17 protein-coding genes are annotated in these 16,427 nt (G+C 71.5%); 8 read left to right on the top strand and 9 right to left on the bottom strand.

Annotation, left to right across the window (positions count from 1 at the left end; all coding sequences use genetic code 11):
* The first annotated feature begins 24 nt into the window (after window positions 1–24).
* Window positions 25–240, top strand: a complete 216-nt coding sequence (locus ACZ6ZT_RS15060) for a hypothetical protein (RefSeq protein WP_469719585.1) — start codon at window positions 25–27, stop codon at window positions 238–240.
* Window positions 241–265: 25 nt separating this feature from the next.
* On the opposite strand, the gene ACZ6ZT_RS15055 is transcribed toward ACZ6ZT_RS15060, so the two are convergent.
* The 4 genes from ACZ6ZT_RS15055 to ACZ6ZT_RS15040 form a co-directional block, all read right to left on the bottom strand.
* On the bottom strand, window positions 266–1,348 hold the full coding sequence (locus ACZ6ZT_RS15055) for a hypothetical protein (protein ID WP_469719584.1): 1,083 nt from the start codon (window positions 1,346–1,348) through the stop codon (window positions 266–268).
* A gap of 97 nt (window positions 1,349–1,445) precedes the next feature.
* Complete coding sequence (locus ACZ6ZT_RS15050) at window positions 1,446–2,435, bottom strand: ABC transporter substrate-binding protein (RefSeq protein ID WP_469719583.1); 990 nt, start codon at window positions 2,433–2,435, stop codon at window positions 1,446–1,448.
* Window positions 2,436–2,508: 73 nt separating this feature from the next.
* The gene (locus tag ACZ6ZT_RS15045) at window positions 2,509–3,180 is read right to left on the bottom strand and encodes an ABC transporter permease (protein ID WP_469719582.1); all 672 of its coding nucleotides are present in this window, start codon (window positions 3,178–3,180) and stop codon (window positions 2,509–2,511) included.
* A 4-nt stretch (window positions 3,181–3,184) separates the two neighbouring features.
* The gene (locus ACZ6ZT_RS15040) at window positions 3,185–3,874 is read right to left on the bottom strand and encodes an ABC transporter permease (RefSeq protein WP_469719647.1); all 690 of its coding nucleotides are present in this window, start codon (window positions 3,872–3,874) and stop codon (window positions 3,185–3,187) included.
* A gap of 170 nt (window positions 3,875–4,044) precedes the next feature.
* On the opposite strand from ACZ6ZT_RS15040, the gene ACZ6ZT_RS15035 reads away from it, so the two are divergent.
* Window positions 4,045–5,013 (top strand): ABC transporter ATP-binding protein, encoded by a 969-nt coding sequence (locus tag ACZ6ZT_RS15035; RefSeq protein ID WP_469719581.1) that lies wholly within the window; start codon window positions 4,045–4,047, stop codon window positions 5,011–5,013.
* 38 nt (window positions 5,014–5,051) lie between these two features.
* On the opposite strand, the gene ACZ6ZT_RS15030 is transcribed toward ACZ6ZT_RS15035, so the two are convergent.
* On the bottom strand, window positions 5,052–6,161 hold the full coding sequence (locus ACZ6ZT_RS15030; RefSeq protein WP_469719580.1) for an alpha/beta hydrolase: 1,110 nt from the start codon (window positions 6,159–6,161) through the stop codon (window positions 5,052–5,054).
* 152 nt (window positions 6,162–6,313) lie between these two features.
* On the opposite strand from ACZ6ZT_RS15030, the gene ACZ6ZT_RS15025 reads away from it, so the two are divergent.
* The 6 genes from ACZ6ZT_RS15025 (at window position 6,314) to ACZ6ZT_RS15000 (ending at window position 11,633) form a co-directional block, all read left to right on the top strand.
* On the top strand, window positions 6,314–8,161 hold the full coding sequence (locus tag ACZ6ZT_RS15025; RefSeq protein WP_469719579.1) for a phosphatidylglycerol lysyltransferase domain-containing protein: 1,848 nt from the start codon (window positions 6,314–6,316) through the stop codon (window positions 8,159–8,161).
* 500 nt (window positions 8,162–8,661) lie between these two features.
* On the top strand, window positions 8,662–9,519 hold the full coding sequence (folP, locus tag ACZ6ZT_RS15020) for a dihydropteroate synthase (protein ID WP_469719578.1): 858 nt from the start codon (window positions 8,662–8,664) through the stop codon (window positions 9,517–9,519).
* Window positions 9,520–9,547: 28 nt separating this feature from the next.
* Entirely contained in the window at window positions 9,548–9,991 is a 444-nt protein-coding gene (locus ACZ6ZT_RS15015; protein ID WP_469719577.1) for a nuclear transport factor 2 family protein, read from the top strand.
* A gap of 130 nt (window positions 9,992–10,121) precedes the next feature.
* Window positions 10,122–10,481 (top strand): dihydroneopterin aldolase, encoded by a 360-nt coding sequence (gene folB, locus ACZ6ZT_RS15010; protein ID WP_469719576.1) that lies wholly within the window; start codon window positions 10,122–10,124, stop codon window positions 10,479–10,481.
* Window positions 10,478–11,086 carry a 2-amino-4-hydroxy-6-hydroxymethyldihydropteridine diphosphokinase gene (gene folK / locus ACZ6ZT_RS15005; protein WP_469719575.1) on the top strand — a complete coding sequence of 203 codons (609 nt, stop codon included), beginning with the start codon at window positions 10,478–10,480 and terminating at the stop codon, window positions 11,084–11,086. Before folB ends, folK begins: the two co-directional genes overlap by 4 nt.
* 58 nt (window positions 11,087–11,144) lie before the next feature.
* Window positions 11,145–11,633, top strand: coding sequence for a DUF3180 domain-containing protein (locus ACZ6ZT_RS15000; protein ID WP_469719574.1), 489 nt, complete (start codon window positions 11,145–11,147; stop codon window positions 11,631–11,633).
* A 72-nt stretch (window positions 11,634–11,705) separates the two neighbouring features.
* On the opposite strand, the gene folE is transcribed toward ACZ6ZT_RS15000, so the two are convergent.
* From folE to tilS, 4 genes are all read right to left on the bottom strand, one after another.
* Window positions 11,706–12,314 carry a GTP cyclohydrolase I FolE gene (folE, locus tag ACZ6ZT_RS14995; protein WP_469719573.1) on the bottom strand — a complete coding sequence of 203 codons (609 nt, stop codon included), beginning with the start codon at window positions 12,312–12,314 and terminating at the stop codon, window positions 11,706–11,708.
* A 95-nt stretch (window positions 12,315–12,409) separates the two neighbouring features.
* Entirely contained in the window at window positions 12,410–14,440 is a 2,031-nt protein-coding gene (gene ftsH / locus ACZ6ZT_RS14990; protein WP_469719572.1) for an ATP-dependent zinc metalloprotease FtsH, read from the bottom strand.
* 217 nt (window positions 14,441–14,657) lie between these two features.
* Window positions 14,658–15,218 carry a hypoxanthine phosphoribosyltransferase gene (hpt, locus tag ACZ6ZT_RS14985; protein WP_266576669.1) on the bottom strand — a complete coding sequence of 187 codons (561 nt, stop codon included), beginning with the start codon at window positions 15,216–15,218 and terminating at the stop codon, window positions 14,658–14,660.
* A 66-nt stretch (window positions 15,219–15,284) separates the two neighbouring features.
* Entirely contained in the window at window positions 15,285–16,319 is a 1,035-nt protein-coding gene (tilS, locus tag ACZ6ZT_RS14980; protein ID WP_469719571.1) for a tRNA lysidine(34) synthetase TilS, read from the bottom strand.
* Window positions 16,320–16,427: the final 108 nt, after the last annotated feature.

Here is a 16,427-nt window from a genome sequence, read left to right as displayed (position 1 = left end):
AGCGGGACAGGGCAGACTGGGGGCATGTCCCACTCCCCCCGGCGGGCCTGCCCCGCCTGCGGCCGCGACTGCGCCGTGACGGCCGGCCGGATCGCCCGCCACGACCCCCCGGCCGGGCGCGGACGGGGCGACCTGGTGTCCTGCCCCGGCTCCCGGGCCCGGGTGGTCCTCGGCGCCTCGGCCCCGACGCTGGACGGGTTCACGCTCGGCCCGCATCCGGGCCAGCTGCCGCTGTTCTGAACCACCCGTCGAGGCGGGCGCCGCGCTACGAGATCGCGGTGCGCAGCCCGACGACGTCGATCGGCTCGGTCTCGTCGTGGGCGGTCAGGTCGATGACCTGGCCCAGCGCGCGCTGCTCGGCGGTGACCGGCTTGAACTCCGGCCCGGAGGCGGCGCCGGCGGTCTCCGCCTTGTGCACGGCGAGGGCCTCGGCTCCCACGACGTCGGCCAGGTCCTCGTTCTGTACGGACTCGATGGCGGCGCGGGCCTGCGCGGTGGTCTTGGTGCCGAAGAAGTCGAAGCCGCCCTCGACGCGCGAGGCGGAGCGGCGCGGGGAGGCGTACGGGGCCACCGCGGCGGCCGGCCGGCGGGCCGGGACGGTCGCCGCCGAGGGCGTGGCCGCGGCCGTACGGGTATGGGTGGTCCCGGCGGCGGGAACCGGAACTCCGCCGCCCGTGGGCGGAGTCGGGGTCGGGGTCGGGGCGGCGGGGGCCGCGGCCCCGGCGGCGAGCGCCTTCGGCCCGGCGGCGTCCGCGGCCTTCGCCTCCGCCTTGCGCAGCAGCGCGACCAGGGCGGCGTTGGCGCGGGCGTACCCGACGGGGGTGGGGGCGCCACTGGAGGTGCGGTCGTGCGAGACCGCGGGCAGCTCCTTCGCGGCGGCGGCCGGGGCCGCGGCCGCCTCCAGGGCCAGCAGCCGGCGCTTCTCCAGGGCGCTGGCGCGCTCGGTCTCGGCGGTCGCGTAGCGGCGCAGCAGGGCGGCGTGTTCGCCGCGCAGGCCGGCCAGTTCGACCCGCTTGGCGCGGAGCTTGGTGTCGAGCCTGGCGCGCAGGACGCGCGCCTCCTCCAGGTCGGATTCGAGCTCGGCTATCCGCTCCTCGGTCTTCCACTCGTCCTTGACGCGGTCGCGCGCGAGCTCCGCGACGCGGCGGCCGGCCGCCCGGTCCCAGGAGCGCATGAGCACGGCGCCGCCGACGCCGGCGGCTGCCGAAAGGGCCACGAGCAGGCGCAGCGCGAGCGGTTCCGCGAGCAGCCAGGCCGCGCCGGCGCTGGCGACGGAAACCCCGGCGACGGCCGTCGGCGTGAGGAGTCGGTGCAGGGGCTCGGGATTGCGGTGGCGTCCACGGGGCATGGCCTGAAATTTACAGTGCGTGGACGGCGCGTGGGGTACCCGTCCGGCAATCTCTTGCCGGGCGGTTACCCCACAATTCTCCATCAATCCGGTAACCCTACTTGTCGAGCAGGCCCTTGGACTGGAGGTAGGCCTTCGCGACGTCCGCCGGCTTGGCGCGCTCGGCGTCCACCTTCCGGTTGAGGTCGACGAGGTCGGCGGTGGTGAGCACCTTGGTGAGCTTGTCGAGGGCGGCCGCGACCTCCGGCGCCCCGGCGTCCTTGGCGTTGACGACGGGCAGGACGTTGTCGGCGTTCTGGAGCTTCTTGTCGTCCTCCAGCAGGACCAGACCGTAGCCGTCCAGCGTGGCGTCGGTGGTGGTGGTCAGCACCAGCTGGTCCACCCCGTCCTTCACGGCCTGCTTGGCCTGCGGGGTGCCGACGCCCTTGGGGTCGATACCGGAAACCGAGATTCCGTACGTCTTCTCCAACCCCGGTGCGCAGAAAGGCCGGACGGAGCATTCGTCACCCGCCGCGATCTTCACCTTCAGCCCCGACTTTCCCAGATCGGAAAGCGTCTTCAGGTTGTTCTTCTGGGCGAATTCCCGGCTCACCGCGAAGGCGTTCTGGTCGACCGCCGCGCCCGCGGGCAGGGCCTTCAGGCCGAGCGGCGCCGCGAGCTTCTCCAGGGCCGCGACGGTCACCGCCGCGTCGCTGGAGGCGACCGGCTTCTCCTTCGGCGCGTTCGGGCCGTTCACCTTGGCGTTGAGGAACTCCGCGAGGGTGGCCGCGTACTCCGGGACGACGTCGATCTCGCCCTTCTCCAGCGACGGCTCGTACAGTTCACGGTTGTTGACCGTGGTGAGGGAGGTGTCGTAACCGGCGCCCTTGAGGAGCTGCGCGTACAGCTCGGCCAGCACGTTGGACTCGGTGAAGCCGGCCGAGCCAATCACCAGCTTGCCCTTGGCGCCCCCGCCGGAGGAGGACGCGGCGGACGAGGAGCCGCCGTCCTTGGTCTTCTCCAGGCTGTCGCCCCCGCACGCGCTGAGCGAAACGGTCAGGGCCACCGCGCCCAGGGTCGCGCCGAGGATGCGCGTGGACTTGCTCATCAAAGCTCCTACGGGAAAGGGGGGTACGGGAAAAACTCGAAACGGAACAACGGAACGGAACGGAACCAACGGCTCAGCGCGCCACCGGCCGACGGCTCGGCAGCAGCCGCTCCGCCGCCACCAGCGCGCCCTCCACCAGCAGGGCCAGCGCGGCCACCAGCAGGGCCCCGGCCACGACCTGCGGGGTGTTGTACGTGTTGAAGCCGGCGGTGATGATCCGGCCCAGGCCGCCCTGCCCGACCATCGCGGCGATCGTGGCGGTGGCGATGACCTGCACGGCGCCCGAGCGCAGCCCGGTCATCACCAGGCCGCGCGCGAGCGGCAGTTCCACCTTCAGGAAGAGCTGTCGGCCGGACATGCCCATGCCCCGGGCGGCCTCGACCACCGAGCGGTCCACCTCGCGCATGCCCACGTACGCGTTGGTCAGCAGCGGCGGCACCGCGAACAGCACCAGCGCGACGATGGTCGGCAGGTAACCGGCGCTGCGCAGCGGCGAGACCATGAACAGGGCCAGCACCGCGAAGACCGGCACGGCCCGGCCGGCGTTGGAGACGTTGACGGCGAGGGCGCCGCCCTTGCCGAGGTGGCCGAGCCACAGCCCGACGGGCAGGGCGAGGGCGCAGGCGATGGCCAGGGCGATCCCGCTGACGTAGACGTGCTCGCCCAGGCGGTGCCAGACGCCGCTCTCACCGGACCAGTTGGCGCCGTCGGCCAGCCAGTCCCAGGTCTGTCCGAGTACACCCATGCCCTCAGGCCCCCTTCGCGGAGCGGGCGCCGGCCCGGGTCCACGGCGTCAGCAGCCGCTGGAGTCCGAGCAGCAGCAGATCGGCGACGAGCGCGAGCAGCACGCACAGCACGGAGGCGGTCAGCACCTGCGCCTTGAAGGAGCTGTTCACGGCCGGGGCGATCAGGTTGCCCAGCCCGCCCTTGCCGACGATGGAGCCGACGGTGGTCAGCGCCACCGTCGAGACGGTCGCGATCCGCACCCCGGCGAGCAGGGCGGGCAGCGCCAGCGGCAGCTCGACCTGCCACAGCAGCCGGCCCGGGCCGTACCCCATCCCGCGCGCGGCCTCCCGTACGTCTTCGGGGACGGCCTCCAGGCCGGCCAGCACGTTGCGCACGAGGATGGTCAGCGAGTACAGCACGAGCCCGGTCACCACCAGGGCCGCCGAGAGCCCGAAGAGGGGCAGCAGCAGCGAGAACATGGCCAGCGAGGGGATCGTGTAGAGCAGGGTGGTGAGCCCGAGCACGGGGGCCGCCCAGCGGCGGCCGCGCCGGGCCAGCAGGGCGAGCGGTACGGACACGGCGATGCCGATGAGCACCGAGACGCCGGTGATCCAGACGTGCTGGACGGTGGCGTCGGTGAGTTCCTGGGAGCGGGAGCTGACGTAGTCCCAGCAGATCCAGTCATTGGCCACCAGGCAGTTCTGCCCGGCCATGCTCTCCACCCCCGTCACCCGCGCGGTCGTGCTCCTGACGACCGCATGCACGGCCACCAGCGACCATAACCCCCGCCGCCGACATTGGCCGGAATCCTTCGCACGGAGGCAACACGGCCTTTACACATCCCGGTACACATCCCGGACGCCCGTGAGGAAGGATGGGCGGTGTGATCCGATTCGAGCACGTGACCAAGCGCTACCCCGACGGGACCATGGCCGTCGAGGACCTGTCCTTCGAGGTGGCGGAGGGCGAGCTCGTCACGCTCGTGGGCCCGTCCGGCTGCGGCAAGACCACCACGATGAAGATGGTCAACCGGCTGATCGAGCCCACCTCCGGCAGGATCCTGCTCGGCGGCGAGGACATCGCGGCCGCCGACCCGGTCGAGCTGCGCCGCCGGATCGGCTACGTGATCCAGCAGGTCGGGCTGTTCCCGCACAAGACGGTGCTGGAGAACACGGCGACCGTGCCCCAGCTGATCGGCACCCCCAAGGCCCGGGCCCGCGCGCGGGCGGCCGAGCTGCTCGAACTGGTGGGGCTGGATCCGGCCGTGTACGGGGACCGGTACCCGGAGCAGCTGTCCGGCGGCCAGCGCCAGCGCGTCGGCGTGGCCCGCGCGCTCGCCGCCGATCCCCCGGTGCTGCTGATGGACGAGCCGTTCGGCGCGGTGGACCCGGTGGTGCGCGAACGCCTCCAGAACGAGTTCCTCACCCTCCAGCGCACCGTCCGCAAGACGATCCTGCTGGTCACGCACGACCTGGAGGAGGCCGTCCGGCTCGGCGACCGGATCGCGGTGTACGGGGAGGGCACGATCGAGCAGTTCGCCCGGCCGGCCGCCGTGCTCGGCGCCCCGGCCACCGAGTACGTCGCGGGGTTCGTCGGCGCCGACCGGGGACTCAAGCGGCTCGCCGTCACCCCGGTGGAGGCGGCCGACCTGGCCCCCGCGGAGGGCGCCGCCCCCGCCCCCGCCGCCTCCGTCGCCCTGGGGGCCTCGCTGCGCGAAGCCCTCGCCGCCCTGCTCCAGGAGGACTCCGGGCGGATCGGCGTCACGCATCCGGACACCGGCGCGCTGGTCGGCGTACTGACCCCGGAGGCCGTCCACCGCGCACTGCGCCGGGCCCACCTGCAAGAGGCGTAGGCGCGGGGGCGCAGGCGCGAGACGTAAGCGCCGGGCCGTCAGGCCTGCATGCGCCCGCTCATCCACACCAGCATCGGCGGGATCTCGCGGCGCCAGGTGTTGAAGTTGTGGCCGCCGCTGTCGAGGATGATCGAGGAGACCCGGTCCGAGCCCTTGACCAGCTTGATGAACTTCTTGGTGTCGTTCAGGTTGTCCTCGCCCTTCTCGCTCGTGGTGACGAGGAAGGACGTACCGGCCGGCTTCTTGTTCTCCAGGCTGTGCAGGACGTCCGCGCGCTTCTTCAGCTTGTCGTCGCCGCGGAAGAGGTCACCGGTCGTGGCGTCGTCCGCCGCCTTGTAGTACGCGGACAGACCCACGGCCGCGCCGAAGGTCTGCGGGTGGTGCGCGGCGATCTTCAGGGCGCAGTAGCCGCCCGTGGAGTTGCCGATGAAGCCCATGTTCTCCGGCTTCTTGCCGACCCGGAAGGTGCTCTGGATGGCCTGCGGCAGGTCCTGCGCGAAGAAGGTCTCGGTCTGCGGGCCGCCCGGGATGTCCACGCACTCGGTGTCGCGCGGCGGCGCGATGGTCGGCCGCAGCATGACCAGGATCATCGGCTTCATCTTGCCCTGCTTGGCCTGCTTGAAGGCCGTCATCGGGTAGTTCAGCCCTTTGATCAGATTCTCGGCCGTGCCCGGGTACCCCGTCAGGACGATGGACGCCGGGAAGTTCTGCGCCTTGTGCTGCGGCTGGAAGTACTCCGGCGGGAGCCAGACGTAGCCGGGGCTGGTTATCTTCGACTTCTGCCCGGTTATGGCAACCTTCAGGATCTGACCACCGACCTGCGGCTTGCCGCCGCCGGGCACGTCCAGCTTCTGCTTGTCGACGACCTTGATGTCCCTGCTGCTCATCGAGTGGTCGACGACCTTGCCGATGGACGTCTCCTGGCCGAAGAGGTCGGCCCACGAACCGTAGAAGAGGAACGACTTGTTGGCGGCGAGACCGACTGCCGAGAACAGCGCCAGCTGGGTCGCGAGCAGGAGGGCGATCCGGCCGGCGATCGAGCGCCAGGAGCGGCCCGAGAGCTTCGGCCAGAACCAGACCGTCACCCCGAACAGCAGCACACCGGCGATGATGGCCAGGACCAGAACCGTATTACTGGTGAGACCCATGAGCAGTCAGTCGACTTTCTGATGGCAGGACTGGATTATTCCGACGGAAGAGTGAACCGCCTCCTCCCGGATGTCGTCCTAGTGGACGCACCACACCCCGGAGGCTGTCACGGCCTTCGGCCACATGATCTCTCGCGGAGCAACGGGAAGCGATGTCTAGCAGGATAGATGGCGATAAGTCCGGACAGGTTCCGAAGCGGGTCGGCCGAATCCTCCGAGGCCCACGACCGGAGGCCGTCCCCGGCCTCGTAGGCACGGCAGTCATGATCGTCGGACTGCTGGACATCGCCGCGGCCGTCTTCCCGCGGTTCCGTCACAGCCGTTTCCACGCGGTCACCGAAGTGCTGCCCGGATCCCTGGGCCCCTTCGCCGCCGCCCTGTCCCTGAGCGCGGGCGTCCTCATCCTGCTGCTCGCCCACGGCCTCAAGCGACGCAAGCGGCGGGCCTGGCGGGCCGCCGTCGTCCTGCTGCCGGCCGGCGCCGTGGCGCAGTTCGCGTACCGCCACTCCGTCATCGGCGTGGTCATCGCGGCCGTGCTCCTCGCGCTGCTGCTGCGCCACCAGGGTGAGTTCAAGGCCCTGCCGGACCCGCGCAGCCGCTGGCGGGCGCTCGCGAACTTCGTGCTGATGAGCGCCGGCTCCATCGGCCTCGGCCTGGTGATCGTCAACGTCCACCCGGGCAAGGTCGTCGGCCACCCGAGCCTGTACGAGCAGATCACCCACGTCGTCTACGGCCTCTTCGGCTTCGAGGGACCCGTCGACTACATGGGCCGCGTGTCGTGGACCGTCGGCTACTCCCTCGGCGCCCTCGGCATGCTGACCGCCGTCACCACCATCTACCTGGCCTTCCGCCCCGAGCACCCGGCCGCGCGGCTCACCAGCGACGACGAGGTGAAGCTGCGCGAGCTGCTCGCCAAGCACGGCGGGCGCGACTCGCTCGGCCACTTCGCGCTGCGCCGCGACAAGGCCGTCGTCTTCTCGCCCAGCGGCAAGGCGGCCGTCACCTACCGCGTCGTCTCCGGTGTGATGCTCGCCTCCGGCGACCCGGTCGGCGACGTCGAGGCGTGGCCCGGCGCGATCGAGCGGTTCATGGAGGAGGCCAAGGCCCACTCCTGGACCCCGGCCGTCGTGGGATGCAGCGAGACCGGCGGCGAGGTCTGGACCCGTGAGACCGGCCTGGACGCCCTGGAACTCGGTGACGAGGCGATCGTCGACGTCAAAGACTTCTCCCTCGCCGGACGCGCCATGCGCAACGTCCGCCAGATGGTGAAGCGCATCGAGCGCAACGGCTACACCACCAAGGTCCGCCGGGTCAGCGAGCTGACCGAGGAGGAGCTGGAGCAGGTCCGCGGCGCCGCCGAGGCCTGGCGCGGCACCGACACCGAGCGCGGCTTCTCCATGGCGCTGGGCCGGGTCGGCGACCCGGGCGACGGGGACTGCTTCATCGCCACCGCGCACCGCGTGGAGGAGGGCGACACCAGCCCCTTCGGCGACCTCAAGGCCATCTTGCACTTCGTCCCCTGGGGCAAGGACGGCATGTCGCTGGAGCTGATGCGCCGCGACCGCGCCGCCGACCCCGGCATGAACGAACTGCTGATCGTGGCCTCCCTGGGGGCCTGCCCGGAGCTCGGCATCGAGAAGGTCTCCCTGAACTTCGCGATGTTCCGCGCGGCGCTGGCCCGCGGCGAGAAGATCGGCGCCGGACCGGTGCTGCGGATGTGGCGCGGCCTGCTGGTCTTCCTGTCGCGCTGGTTCCAGATCGAGTCCCTGTACAAGTTCAACGAGAAGTTCCGCCCGCGCTGGGAGCCCCGCTTCATGGTCTACCGGCAGACCCGCGACCTGCCCCGCATCGGCTTCGCCGTGATGCAGGCCGAGGGTTTCGTCACGCTGGCCCTCCCCCGCCTCTTCGCCGGCCGCCGCCGCCCGAAGCCGGTCCGCACCTGCGCCCACAACCACGCCGCGGTCCCGCCCCAGAAAGACCGCGAAACCCAGCCGGCCTAGCCCCTGGCCGGGGGCACTCCGCCCCCACGGCACGCCCGCGCCCCCCACAGCCCACCCGGCTGCGGGGGGCGCCGCTGCGCGGAAGGGTCCCCTACCCGCCCTTCCCCCGTTCCCCGGGCTCCGCCCGGCCCCGTCACCCCACCGAGCCAGGCATCCCAGCCCGCCCCCAACCAGCCCCGCCGACGTTCGAGGCGCGGGGGCCGGGGGGCGAAGCCCCCACCCGCCCGCGAGCCGGCCATCCCCTACCCGCCCCCCACCAGCCCCGCCGACGTTCGAGGCGCGAGGACCCGGGGGCGGAGCCCCACCCACCCGCGAGCCAGCCATCCGGCTGCCCGGCCCCACCCAGCCCCGCCGGCGTTTGAGGCGCGGGGGTTCGGGGGCGGAGCCCCCGAGGGGGCCGGGGCGCAGCTCCGGGGAACGGGCGAAGGGCGGGGCGGGGAGCAAGCCCGCGCAGCGGCCCTGGGGCCGGACGGGTGGGGGCGGGGCCTACGCTGGACCCCATGAACATCAACCGCGGCCGGGTGGCCGGGCTGCCCGACTGGCACCGCTGCGGCGTCATGGGCGTGGTCAACGTCACCCCGGACTCCTTCTCCGACGGCGGCCGCTGGTTCGACACCACCGCCGCCGTCAAACGCGGCCTCGACCTCGTCGCCCAAGGCGCCGACCTCGTCGACGTCGGCGGCGAATCCACCCGCCCCGGCGCCTCCCGCGTCGACGCCGACGAAGAGCTCCGCCGCGTCGTCCCCGTCGTCCGCGGCCTCGCCTCCGAGGGCGTCACCGTCTCCGTCGACACCATGCGCGCGGCCGTCGCCGCCCAGGCCGTCGCCGCGGGCGCCACCCTCGTCAACGACGTCAGCGGCGGCCTCGCCGACCCCGGCATGATCCCGGCGGTCGCCGCCGCCGAGGTGCCCTTCGTCGTCATGCACTGGCGCGGCTTCAGCGAGGGCATGAACCGTCTCGCCGTCTACGAGGACGTCCTCGCCGAGGTCACCGCCGAACTCCGCACCCGCATCGACGCCGTCGTCTCCGGCGGCATCGCCCCCGAGCGCCTCGTCGTCGACCCCGGCCTCGGCTTCGCCAAGAACGCCGAGCACGACCTGGCCCTGGTCGCCCACCTCCCCGAGCTGCGCGCCCTCGGCTTCCCGCTGCTGGTCGCCGCCTCGCGGAAGCGTTTCCTCGGCCGCGTCCTGGCCGGCGCCGCCGACGCCGCCCCGCCGCCCGCGCGCGAGCGCGACGCCGCCACCGCCGCCGTCTCGGCCATCGCCGCCCACCAGGGCGCCTGGGCCGTACGGGTGCACGAGGTACGGGCGAGCGCCGACGCGGTTCGGGTGGCCCGCGCCGTGGAAGGGGCACTGTGACCGGCCGTACGCACAAGGAAGGGGCACGGTGAGCCGTACCGACATCGAAGCCGTCGAAGAGGTCAACGCGGCCTTCTACGAGGCCATGGAGCAGGGGGACTTCGACGTACTGTCGGCGCTCTGGCTCGACGACGAGATCTCCTGCGTGCACCCGGGCTGGCCGGTGCTCTCGGGGCGCGGCGAGGTGCTGCGCTCGTACGCGCTGATCATGTCGCACACCGAGTACATCCAGTTCTTCCTCACCGACACCAAGGTGGCCCTCATAGGCGACACCGCCCTGGTCACCTGTACCGAGAACATCCTCAGCGGCGGCCCCGCCGAGGAGGCCGGGGAACTGGGACCGCTCGTCGGCCAGCTCGTCGTCGCCACGAATGTGTTCCGACGCACACCGCAGGGGTGGCGGCTCTGGTCCCACCACGGTTCTCCGGTGCTCACGGACTCCGAAGACGAGGACGAAGCGGGCACCGACTGACCCCAAGGGCGGGGACGAAGCCCCGCCGCAGGTAAATTCGAAGGCGGACGACGCCGACCGCACTCGGCGTAGGCCCATGGCCCCGGGGAGTCCCGGGACCGGAGCACCTACGAAAGCAGGAGTGATTCGCGTGGATCGTGTCGCACTGCGCGGCCTCAAGGCTCGCGGGCACCACGGCGTCTTCCCCCGGGAGCGCGAAGAGGGCCAGACCTTCATCGTCGACCTCGTACTGCACCTGGACACCCGCCCCGCGGCGGCCGGGGACGACCTGGCCAAGACCGTGCACTACGGCGTCGTCGCCGAGGAGGTCGTCGACGTGGTGCGGGGCGAGCCCGTCGACCTGATCGAAACCCTCGCCGAGCGGATCGCCCAGCAGTGCCTGAAGCACGAAGCGGTGGCAGAGGTGGAGGTCGTCGTCCACAAGCCGGACGCGCCCATCACCGTCCCCTTCGACGACGTGACCATCACGATCACCCGGAGCCGCGCATGAACAACGGCCTGAACGCCCAGAGCGACCCCACCGTCCAGCCGGTACCCGCCTCCGTCGTCGAGACGGTCGATGCGGCGGACGTGACCCTGTCCAACCCCAAGTGGGCCGTCATCGCGCTCGGCGCGAACCTCGGCAACCGCCTGGACACCCTCCAGGGCGCCGTCGACGCGCTCGGCGACACCCCCGGCCTGCGGGTCAAGGCCGTCTCCGCCGTCTACGAGACCGAGCCGTGGGGCGTCGACCCCGGCTCGCAGCCCTCGTACTTCAACGCCGTCGCGCTGGTGAAGACCACCTTGCCCCCCTCCAGCCTGCTGGAGCGCGGCCACGCCATCGAGGAGGCCTTCGACCGGGTCCGCGAGGAGCGCTGGGGGCCGCGCACCATCGACGTCGACATCGTGGCGTACGCCGACGTGGTCTCCGACGACCCCGTCCTGACCCTCCCGCACCCCCGGGCCCACCTGCGCGCCTTCGTCCTGGCCCCCTGGAACGACGTCGACCCCGAGGCGCAGCTCCCCGGTCACGGTCCGGTGGCCTCGCTGCTGGCCGGAATCGGCCCGTCGGGCATCACGGCACGCCCCGACCTGGAACTCCGTCTGCCGGAGTAGTCGTTAGTAGCCTGTTCACGGCCGTGCGGGCCAGTCACTGAGAGCGGGGAACGGGCAAGTGAAGCAACTGAGGCCGGCGGTCCTGGCGGGCATCTTCGTGATCGCCGGGGTGCTGTCCTGGGCGGGCGCCCGGCTGTGGAACGCGTACGGCACCCTGCCGGGCGTGCCGCTGGCGGCGCCGGTCGTACTGGCGGTGATCGCCGTCGTGCTGTTCGCCACCGCGCTGTCGCTGCGCGCCCGGCTGAAGGCCCAGCGCGAGCGCCGGCCGGGGGCGAAGGGCGTCGAGCCGCTGATGGCGGCCCGCGCGGTGGTCTTCGCCCAGGCCAGCGCCCTGGTCGCGGCCCTGGTGGCGGGCATGTACGGCGGCGTCGGGGTCTTCCTCCTGACGGAGTCCCTCGACGTCCCGGCCCGCCAGGACCAGGCCTGGTACGCGGGCGGCTCGGTGCTGGCCGGCGCCGCCGTGATCGCCGCGGCCCTCTTCCTGGAGCACGTCCTGAAGCTCCCGGAGGACGACGACTCCGACAAGGCGGCCCCGGCCCCGGCCTGAACCGGCCGGGGCTCCTGAGGCTCCTGTGACGGCCGACCCCGTCTCCCGGGCCCCGGGGGCCGGGCGGACCCGTCAGCGCGCCATGATGAGGCTCATGGCCTCGTTACGGGTCGCGGGGTCGCGGAGCTGCCCGCGGACCGCCGAGGTGATGGTCTTGGCGCCGGGCTTGCGGACGCCGCGCATGGTCATGCACATGTGCTCGCACTCGATGACCACGATGACCCCGCGCGGGTCCAGGATCTCCATGACCGACTCGGCGATCTGGGTGGTGAGCCGCTCCTGCACCTGGGGGCGGCGGGCGAACACGTCCACCAGCCGGGCCAGCTTCGACAGGCCGGTGATCTTGCCGTCGACGGACGGGATGTAGCCGACGTGCGCCACGCCGTGGAACGGGACGAGGTGGTGCTCGCAGGTGCTCATGACCTCGATGTCCTTGACCAGGACCATCTCGTCGTGGCCCAGGTCGAACGTCGTCGTCAGGACCTCCTCGGGGCGTTGGCGCAGACCGGCGAATATCTCCTTGTACGCGCGCGCCACGCGGCCCGGTGTCGCCAGGAGACCCTCGCGGTCCGGGTCCTCGCCGACCGCGATCAGGAGCTCGCGGACCGCCGCCTCGGCGCGCTTCTCGTCGAACTCGCCGATCGTGCCCTCGCCACCGGTCAGGGTCACTGGGTCGGTCATCTCATCCTCGTTCCTGTCCACACCACGCGGTCATACAAGAATGCCGCGCCCCCCAGGCTAGAACCTGGGGGGCGCGGCATCCATTCCGGACCTGATCAGGCCTCCGGACGGTCCTCCGGGGAGGGCTCCGGGGCCTTCTCCACCGACACGGCCGGCGCGGACGCCGAGGTGCCGTTGGCGGAGTTCGTCAGCTGGAGCTCCTTGGGCGAGAGCACCGGCGGACGGGTGGAGGGGGTGCGGCGGGAGGAGCCGGTCCACGCGGGACGGGCCGGACGCTTCACGATCGTGGAGAAGATCTCGGCGATCTGCTCCTTGTTCAGCGTCTCCTTCTCCAGCAGCGCGAGGACCAGGTTGTCCAGGACGTCCCGGTTCTCGACCAGGATCTCCCAGGCCTCGTTGTGCGCGGTCTCGATGAGCTTCTTGACCTCTTCGTCGACCAGCGCCGCGACCTCTTCCGAGTAGTCCCGCGGGTGCGACATCTCGCGGCCCAGGAACGGCTCGGTGTTGTCGCCGCCGAACTTGATCGCACCGAGACGCTCGGTCATGCCGTACTGCGTGACCATGGCCCGCGCCGTGGCGGTGGCCTTCTCGATGTCGTTCGCCGCGCCCGTGGTCGGGTCGTGGAAGACCAGCTCCTCGGCCGCGCGCCCGCCCAGCATGTACGCCAGCTGGTCGAGCATCTCGTTGCGCGTGGTCGAGTACTTGTCCTCGTCGGGCAGGACCATGGTGTAACCCAGGGCCCGGCCGCGGGACAGGATCGTGATCTTGTGGACCGGGTCGGAGTTCGGGGAGGCCGCCGCGACCAGGGCGTGTCCGCCCTCGTGGTACGCGGTGATCTTCTTTTCCTTGTCCGACATGATCCGGGTCCGCTTCTGCGGGCCCGCCACGACGCGGTCGATCGCCTCGTCCAGCATGTGGTTGTCGATCAGCTTGAGGTCCGAGCGCGCGGTCAGCAGGGCCGCCTCGTTCAGGACGTTGGACAGATCGGCACCGGTGAAGCCGGGGGTGCGGCGGGCGACGGCCGAGAGGTCGACGTCCGGAGCGACCGGCTTGCCCTTCTGGTGGACCTTGAGGATCTCCAGACGGCCCTGCATGTCCGGCCGGTCGACCGCGATCTGCCGGTCGAAGCGGCCCGGGCGCAGCAGCGCCGGGTCGAGGATGTCGGGCCGGTTCGTGGCGGCGATCAGGATGACGCCGCCCTTCACGTCGAAGCCGTCCATCTCGACGAGCAGCTGGTTGAGGGTCTGCTCACGCTCGTCGTGACCGCCGCCGAGGCCCGCACCGCGGTGCCGGCCGACGGCGTCGATCTCGTCGACGAAGACGATCGCCGGCGCGTTGGCCTTGGCCTGCTCGAACAGGTCGCGGACACGCGAGGCACCGACACCGACGAACATCTCGACGAAGTCGGAACCGGAGATCGAGTAGAAGGGAACGCCGGCCTCCCCCGCGACGGCGCGCGCGAGCAGGGTCTTGCCGGTGCCGGGCGGGCCGTAGAGCAGCACGCCCTTGGGGATCTTCGCGCCGACGGCCTGGAACTTCGCCGGCTCCTGGAGGAACTCCTTGATCTCGTGGAGTTCCTCGACGGCCTCGTCCGCACCCGCGACGTCCGCGAACGTCGTCTTCGGGGTGTCCTTGGTGATGAGCTTCGCCTTGGACTTCCCGAAGTTCATGACCCGGGAGCCGCCGCCCTGCATCTGGTTCATCAGGAACAGGAAGACGACGACGATGAGGACGAAGGGCAGGAGCGAGAGCAGCACGCTCAGGAACGGGCTGGTCTTGTCCGGAGTGACGGAGTACCCGTCAGGGATCTGACCGGCCTCGAACTTGGTCTGGAGGTTCTGGGCGAGCTGTACGCCCTGATCCCCGATGTAGTTGGCCTGGAACTTGGTGCCGTCGTTGTTGCCGAGCTTCTGGTCCTTCTTCAGCTCGATCTTGATCATCTGGCTGTCACCGGTGGTCAGCTTGGCGCTTTCCACCTGGCCACTGTTGATCGCCTTGATGACCTCGCTGGTCTCCACCGACTTGTAGCCGCCGCCGGAGCCGACGACGTTCATCAACACGACCACGGCGAGGACGGCCAGCACGATCCACATGACCGGCCCACGGAAGTATCGCTTCACGTCCATCCATACGGGGCGCCAGGCACCCCGTCCCTCCTGCCCGTAGGTAAATGCTGCTGTGAGTAAAGACTGTTCTTCGGAATGTACCCCTGTATTGTCACCCGCGGCCTCGTGGGACGGCTGACAGACCCGCCTTCCCCTGCTCAACGCGGGGGACCGCCCCCAGGTTCCCCGGGGGCCGCGAGCGGCCGGAAACGGCCGACGTTACCGCCGGCCGGGGGGTTCAGCCGCCGTAGACGTGCGGGGCGAGCGTGCCGACGAACGGCAGGTTGCGGTACTTCTCCGCGTAGTCGAGGCCGTAGCCGACGACGAACTCGTTCGGGATGTCGAAGCCGACCCACTCGACGTCGATCGCGACCTTCGCGGCCTCGGGCTTGCGCAGCAGCGTGACGACCTTGAGGGAGGCCGGCTCGCGGGAGCCCAGGTTCGACAGCAGCCAGGACAGGGTCAGGCCCGAGTCGATGATGTCCTCGACGATCAGGACGTGCTTGCCCTTGATGTCGGTGTCCAGGTCCTTGAGGATCCGGACGACGCCCGAGGACTGGGTCCCGGCGCCGTAGGAGGACACCGCCATCCAGTCCATGGTGAGCGGGGTGGACAAGGCGCGCGCCAGGTCCGCCATCACCATCACGGCGCCCTTGAGCACACCGACGATGAGCAGGTCCTTGCCCGCGTACTCCGCGTCGATCTTCGCGGCCAGCTCGGCCAGCTTCGCGTCGATCTCTTCCTTGGTGATGAGCACCGACTGGAGGTCGCTGCCCATGTCCTTCTCGTCCACCCGCATCACTTTCGTTGGCGGCCGGGGCTCCGGGGGATGCCCCCGGAGGACTCAGCCGTGCTTCAGCACCAATCAGCCCTGCCGGATGACAAGTCTGCCACCCTGCCGCTGGGCCTCGACGCGGCCGGGCAGGTTGATGGCGCCCTGGCCCCGCCATCCGGTGATGAGGCGGTCGACTTCCTCGATGTGCCGGGCGAAGAGGGAGCCGGCGGGGGATCCGGCCGCGACCACGGCCCTGCGCAGCACCCGGCGGCGGACGGCCGGGGGCAGGGCGTACAGCTTGGCGCACTCCAGGCGGCCGTCCTCGTCGCGTACGCCGGCCTCGGCGTCGGCGGCCCAGGAGTCGAGGGCGTCGGCGTCGTCCCGGGAGAGCTGGGCGGTGCGGGCGAGCGCCTCCACGACTCCCTTGCCGAGCGCCTTCTCCAGGGCGGGCAGGCCCTCGTGGCGCAGCCGGGAGCGGGTGTAGGCGGGGTCGATGTTGTGCGGGTCGTCCCAGACGGGGAGGGACTGGACCATGCAGGCCTTGCGGGCGGTCTGCCGGTCGATCTGGAGGAAGGGGCGGCGGTAGCGGTGGCTGCGGCCCGTACCTCCCGAGACCTCGGCCATGCCGGACAGCGAGCGGATGCCGGAGCCGCGCGCGAGGCCCAGCAGGACGGTTTCGGCCTGGTCGTCACGCGTGTGGCCGAGCAGCACGGCGCAGGCGCCCAGCCGGTCGGCGGCCTCGTCGAGGGCGGCGTAGCGGGCGTCGCGGGCGGCGGCCTCGGGTCCGCCCTCGCGGCCGACGCGCACGGCGACGGACTCCACCGGGTCGAGGCGGAGCGCGGTCATGCGGGAGACGACCTCCGCGGCGCGCAGGTCGGAGCCGGGCTGGAGGCCGTGGTCCACGGTGACGCCGCCGGCCCGGACCCCGAGCTTGGGGGCCTCGAAGGCGAGGGCGGAGGCGAGGGCCATGGAGTCGGCGCCGCCGGAGCAGGCGACGAGGACGAGTGGCGTACCGGTCCCGGTGCGGGGGCCGGCGGCGGGAGCGGGGGCGTGGTCGTTCAGGATGTCGTGGAGTACGCGGCGGACCGCCAGGCGTATCGCCGCGACCGCAGGATGGGGACCCATGTCCGGTGCCCTTCGTGGAGTTCGGATGCTCGGAGAGTGGGGTGTTGCGCGGAGAACGGCACTTCGTCACTCAGAGTGCGTCGATGGTGACAGAGGCGAGCCGTTCTC

This window comes from Streptomyces sp. NPDC102258 (genome assembly GCF_055584685.1).
This window is presented reverse-complemented; position numbering and strand designations above follow the sequence as displayed.

Coding starts and splice junctions, on each gene's coding strand:
- tilS (WP_469719571.1), bottom strand. CDS start 16,319: ATGGGTCCCCATCCTGCGGTCGCGGCGATACGCCTGGCGGTCCGCCGC.
- ACZ6ZT_RS15040 (WP_469719647.1), bottom strand. CDS start 3,874: ATGGCCGGGCAGAACTGCCTGGTGGCCAATGACTGGATCTGCTGGGAC.
- folE (WP_469719573.1), bottom strand. CDS start 12,314: ATGACCGACCCAGTGACCCTGACCGGTGGCGAGGGCACGATCGGCGAG.
- ACZ6ZT_RS15025 (WP_469719579.1), top strand. CDS start 6,314: ATGTCTAGCAGGATAGATGGCGATAAGTCCGGACAGGTTCCGAAGCGG.
- folP (WP_469719578.1), top strand. CDS start 8,662: ATGAACATCAACCGCGGCCGGGTGGCCGGGCTGCCCGACTGGCACCGC.
- ACZ6ZT_RS15055 (WP_469719584.1), bottom strand. CDS start 1,348: ATGCCCCGTGGACGCCACCGCAATCCCGAGCCCCTGCACCGACTCCTC.
- ACZ6ZT_RS15050 (WP_469719583.1), bottom strand. CDS start 2,435: ATGAGCAAGTCCACGCGCATCCTCGGCGCGACCCTGGGCGCGGTGGCC.
- ACZ6ZT_RS15045 (WP_469719582.1), bottom strand. CDS start 3,180: ATGGGTGTACTCGGACAGACCTGGGACTGGCTGGCCGACGGCGCCAAC.
- folK (WP_469719575.1), top strand. CDS start 10,478: ATGAACAACGGCCTGAACGCCCAGAGCGACCCCACCGTCCAGCCGGTA.
- ftsH (WP_469719572.1), bottom strand. CDS start 14,440: ATGGACGTGAAGCGATACTTCCGTGGGCCGGTCATGTGGATCGTGCTG.
- ACZ6ZT_RS15030 (WP_469719580.1), bottom strand. CDS start 6,161: ATGGGTCTCACCAGTAATACGGTTCTGGTCCTGGCCATCATCGCCGGT.
- ACZ6ZT_RS15060 (WP_469719585.1), top strand. CDS start 25: ATGTCCCACTCCCCCCGGCGGGCCTGCCCCGCCTGCGGCCGCGACTGC.
- hpt (WP_266576669.1), bottom strand. CDS start 15,218: ATGCGGGTGGACGAGAAGGACATGGGCAGCGACCTCCAGTCGGTGCTC.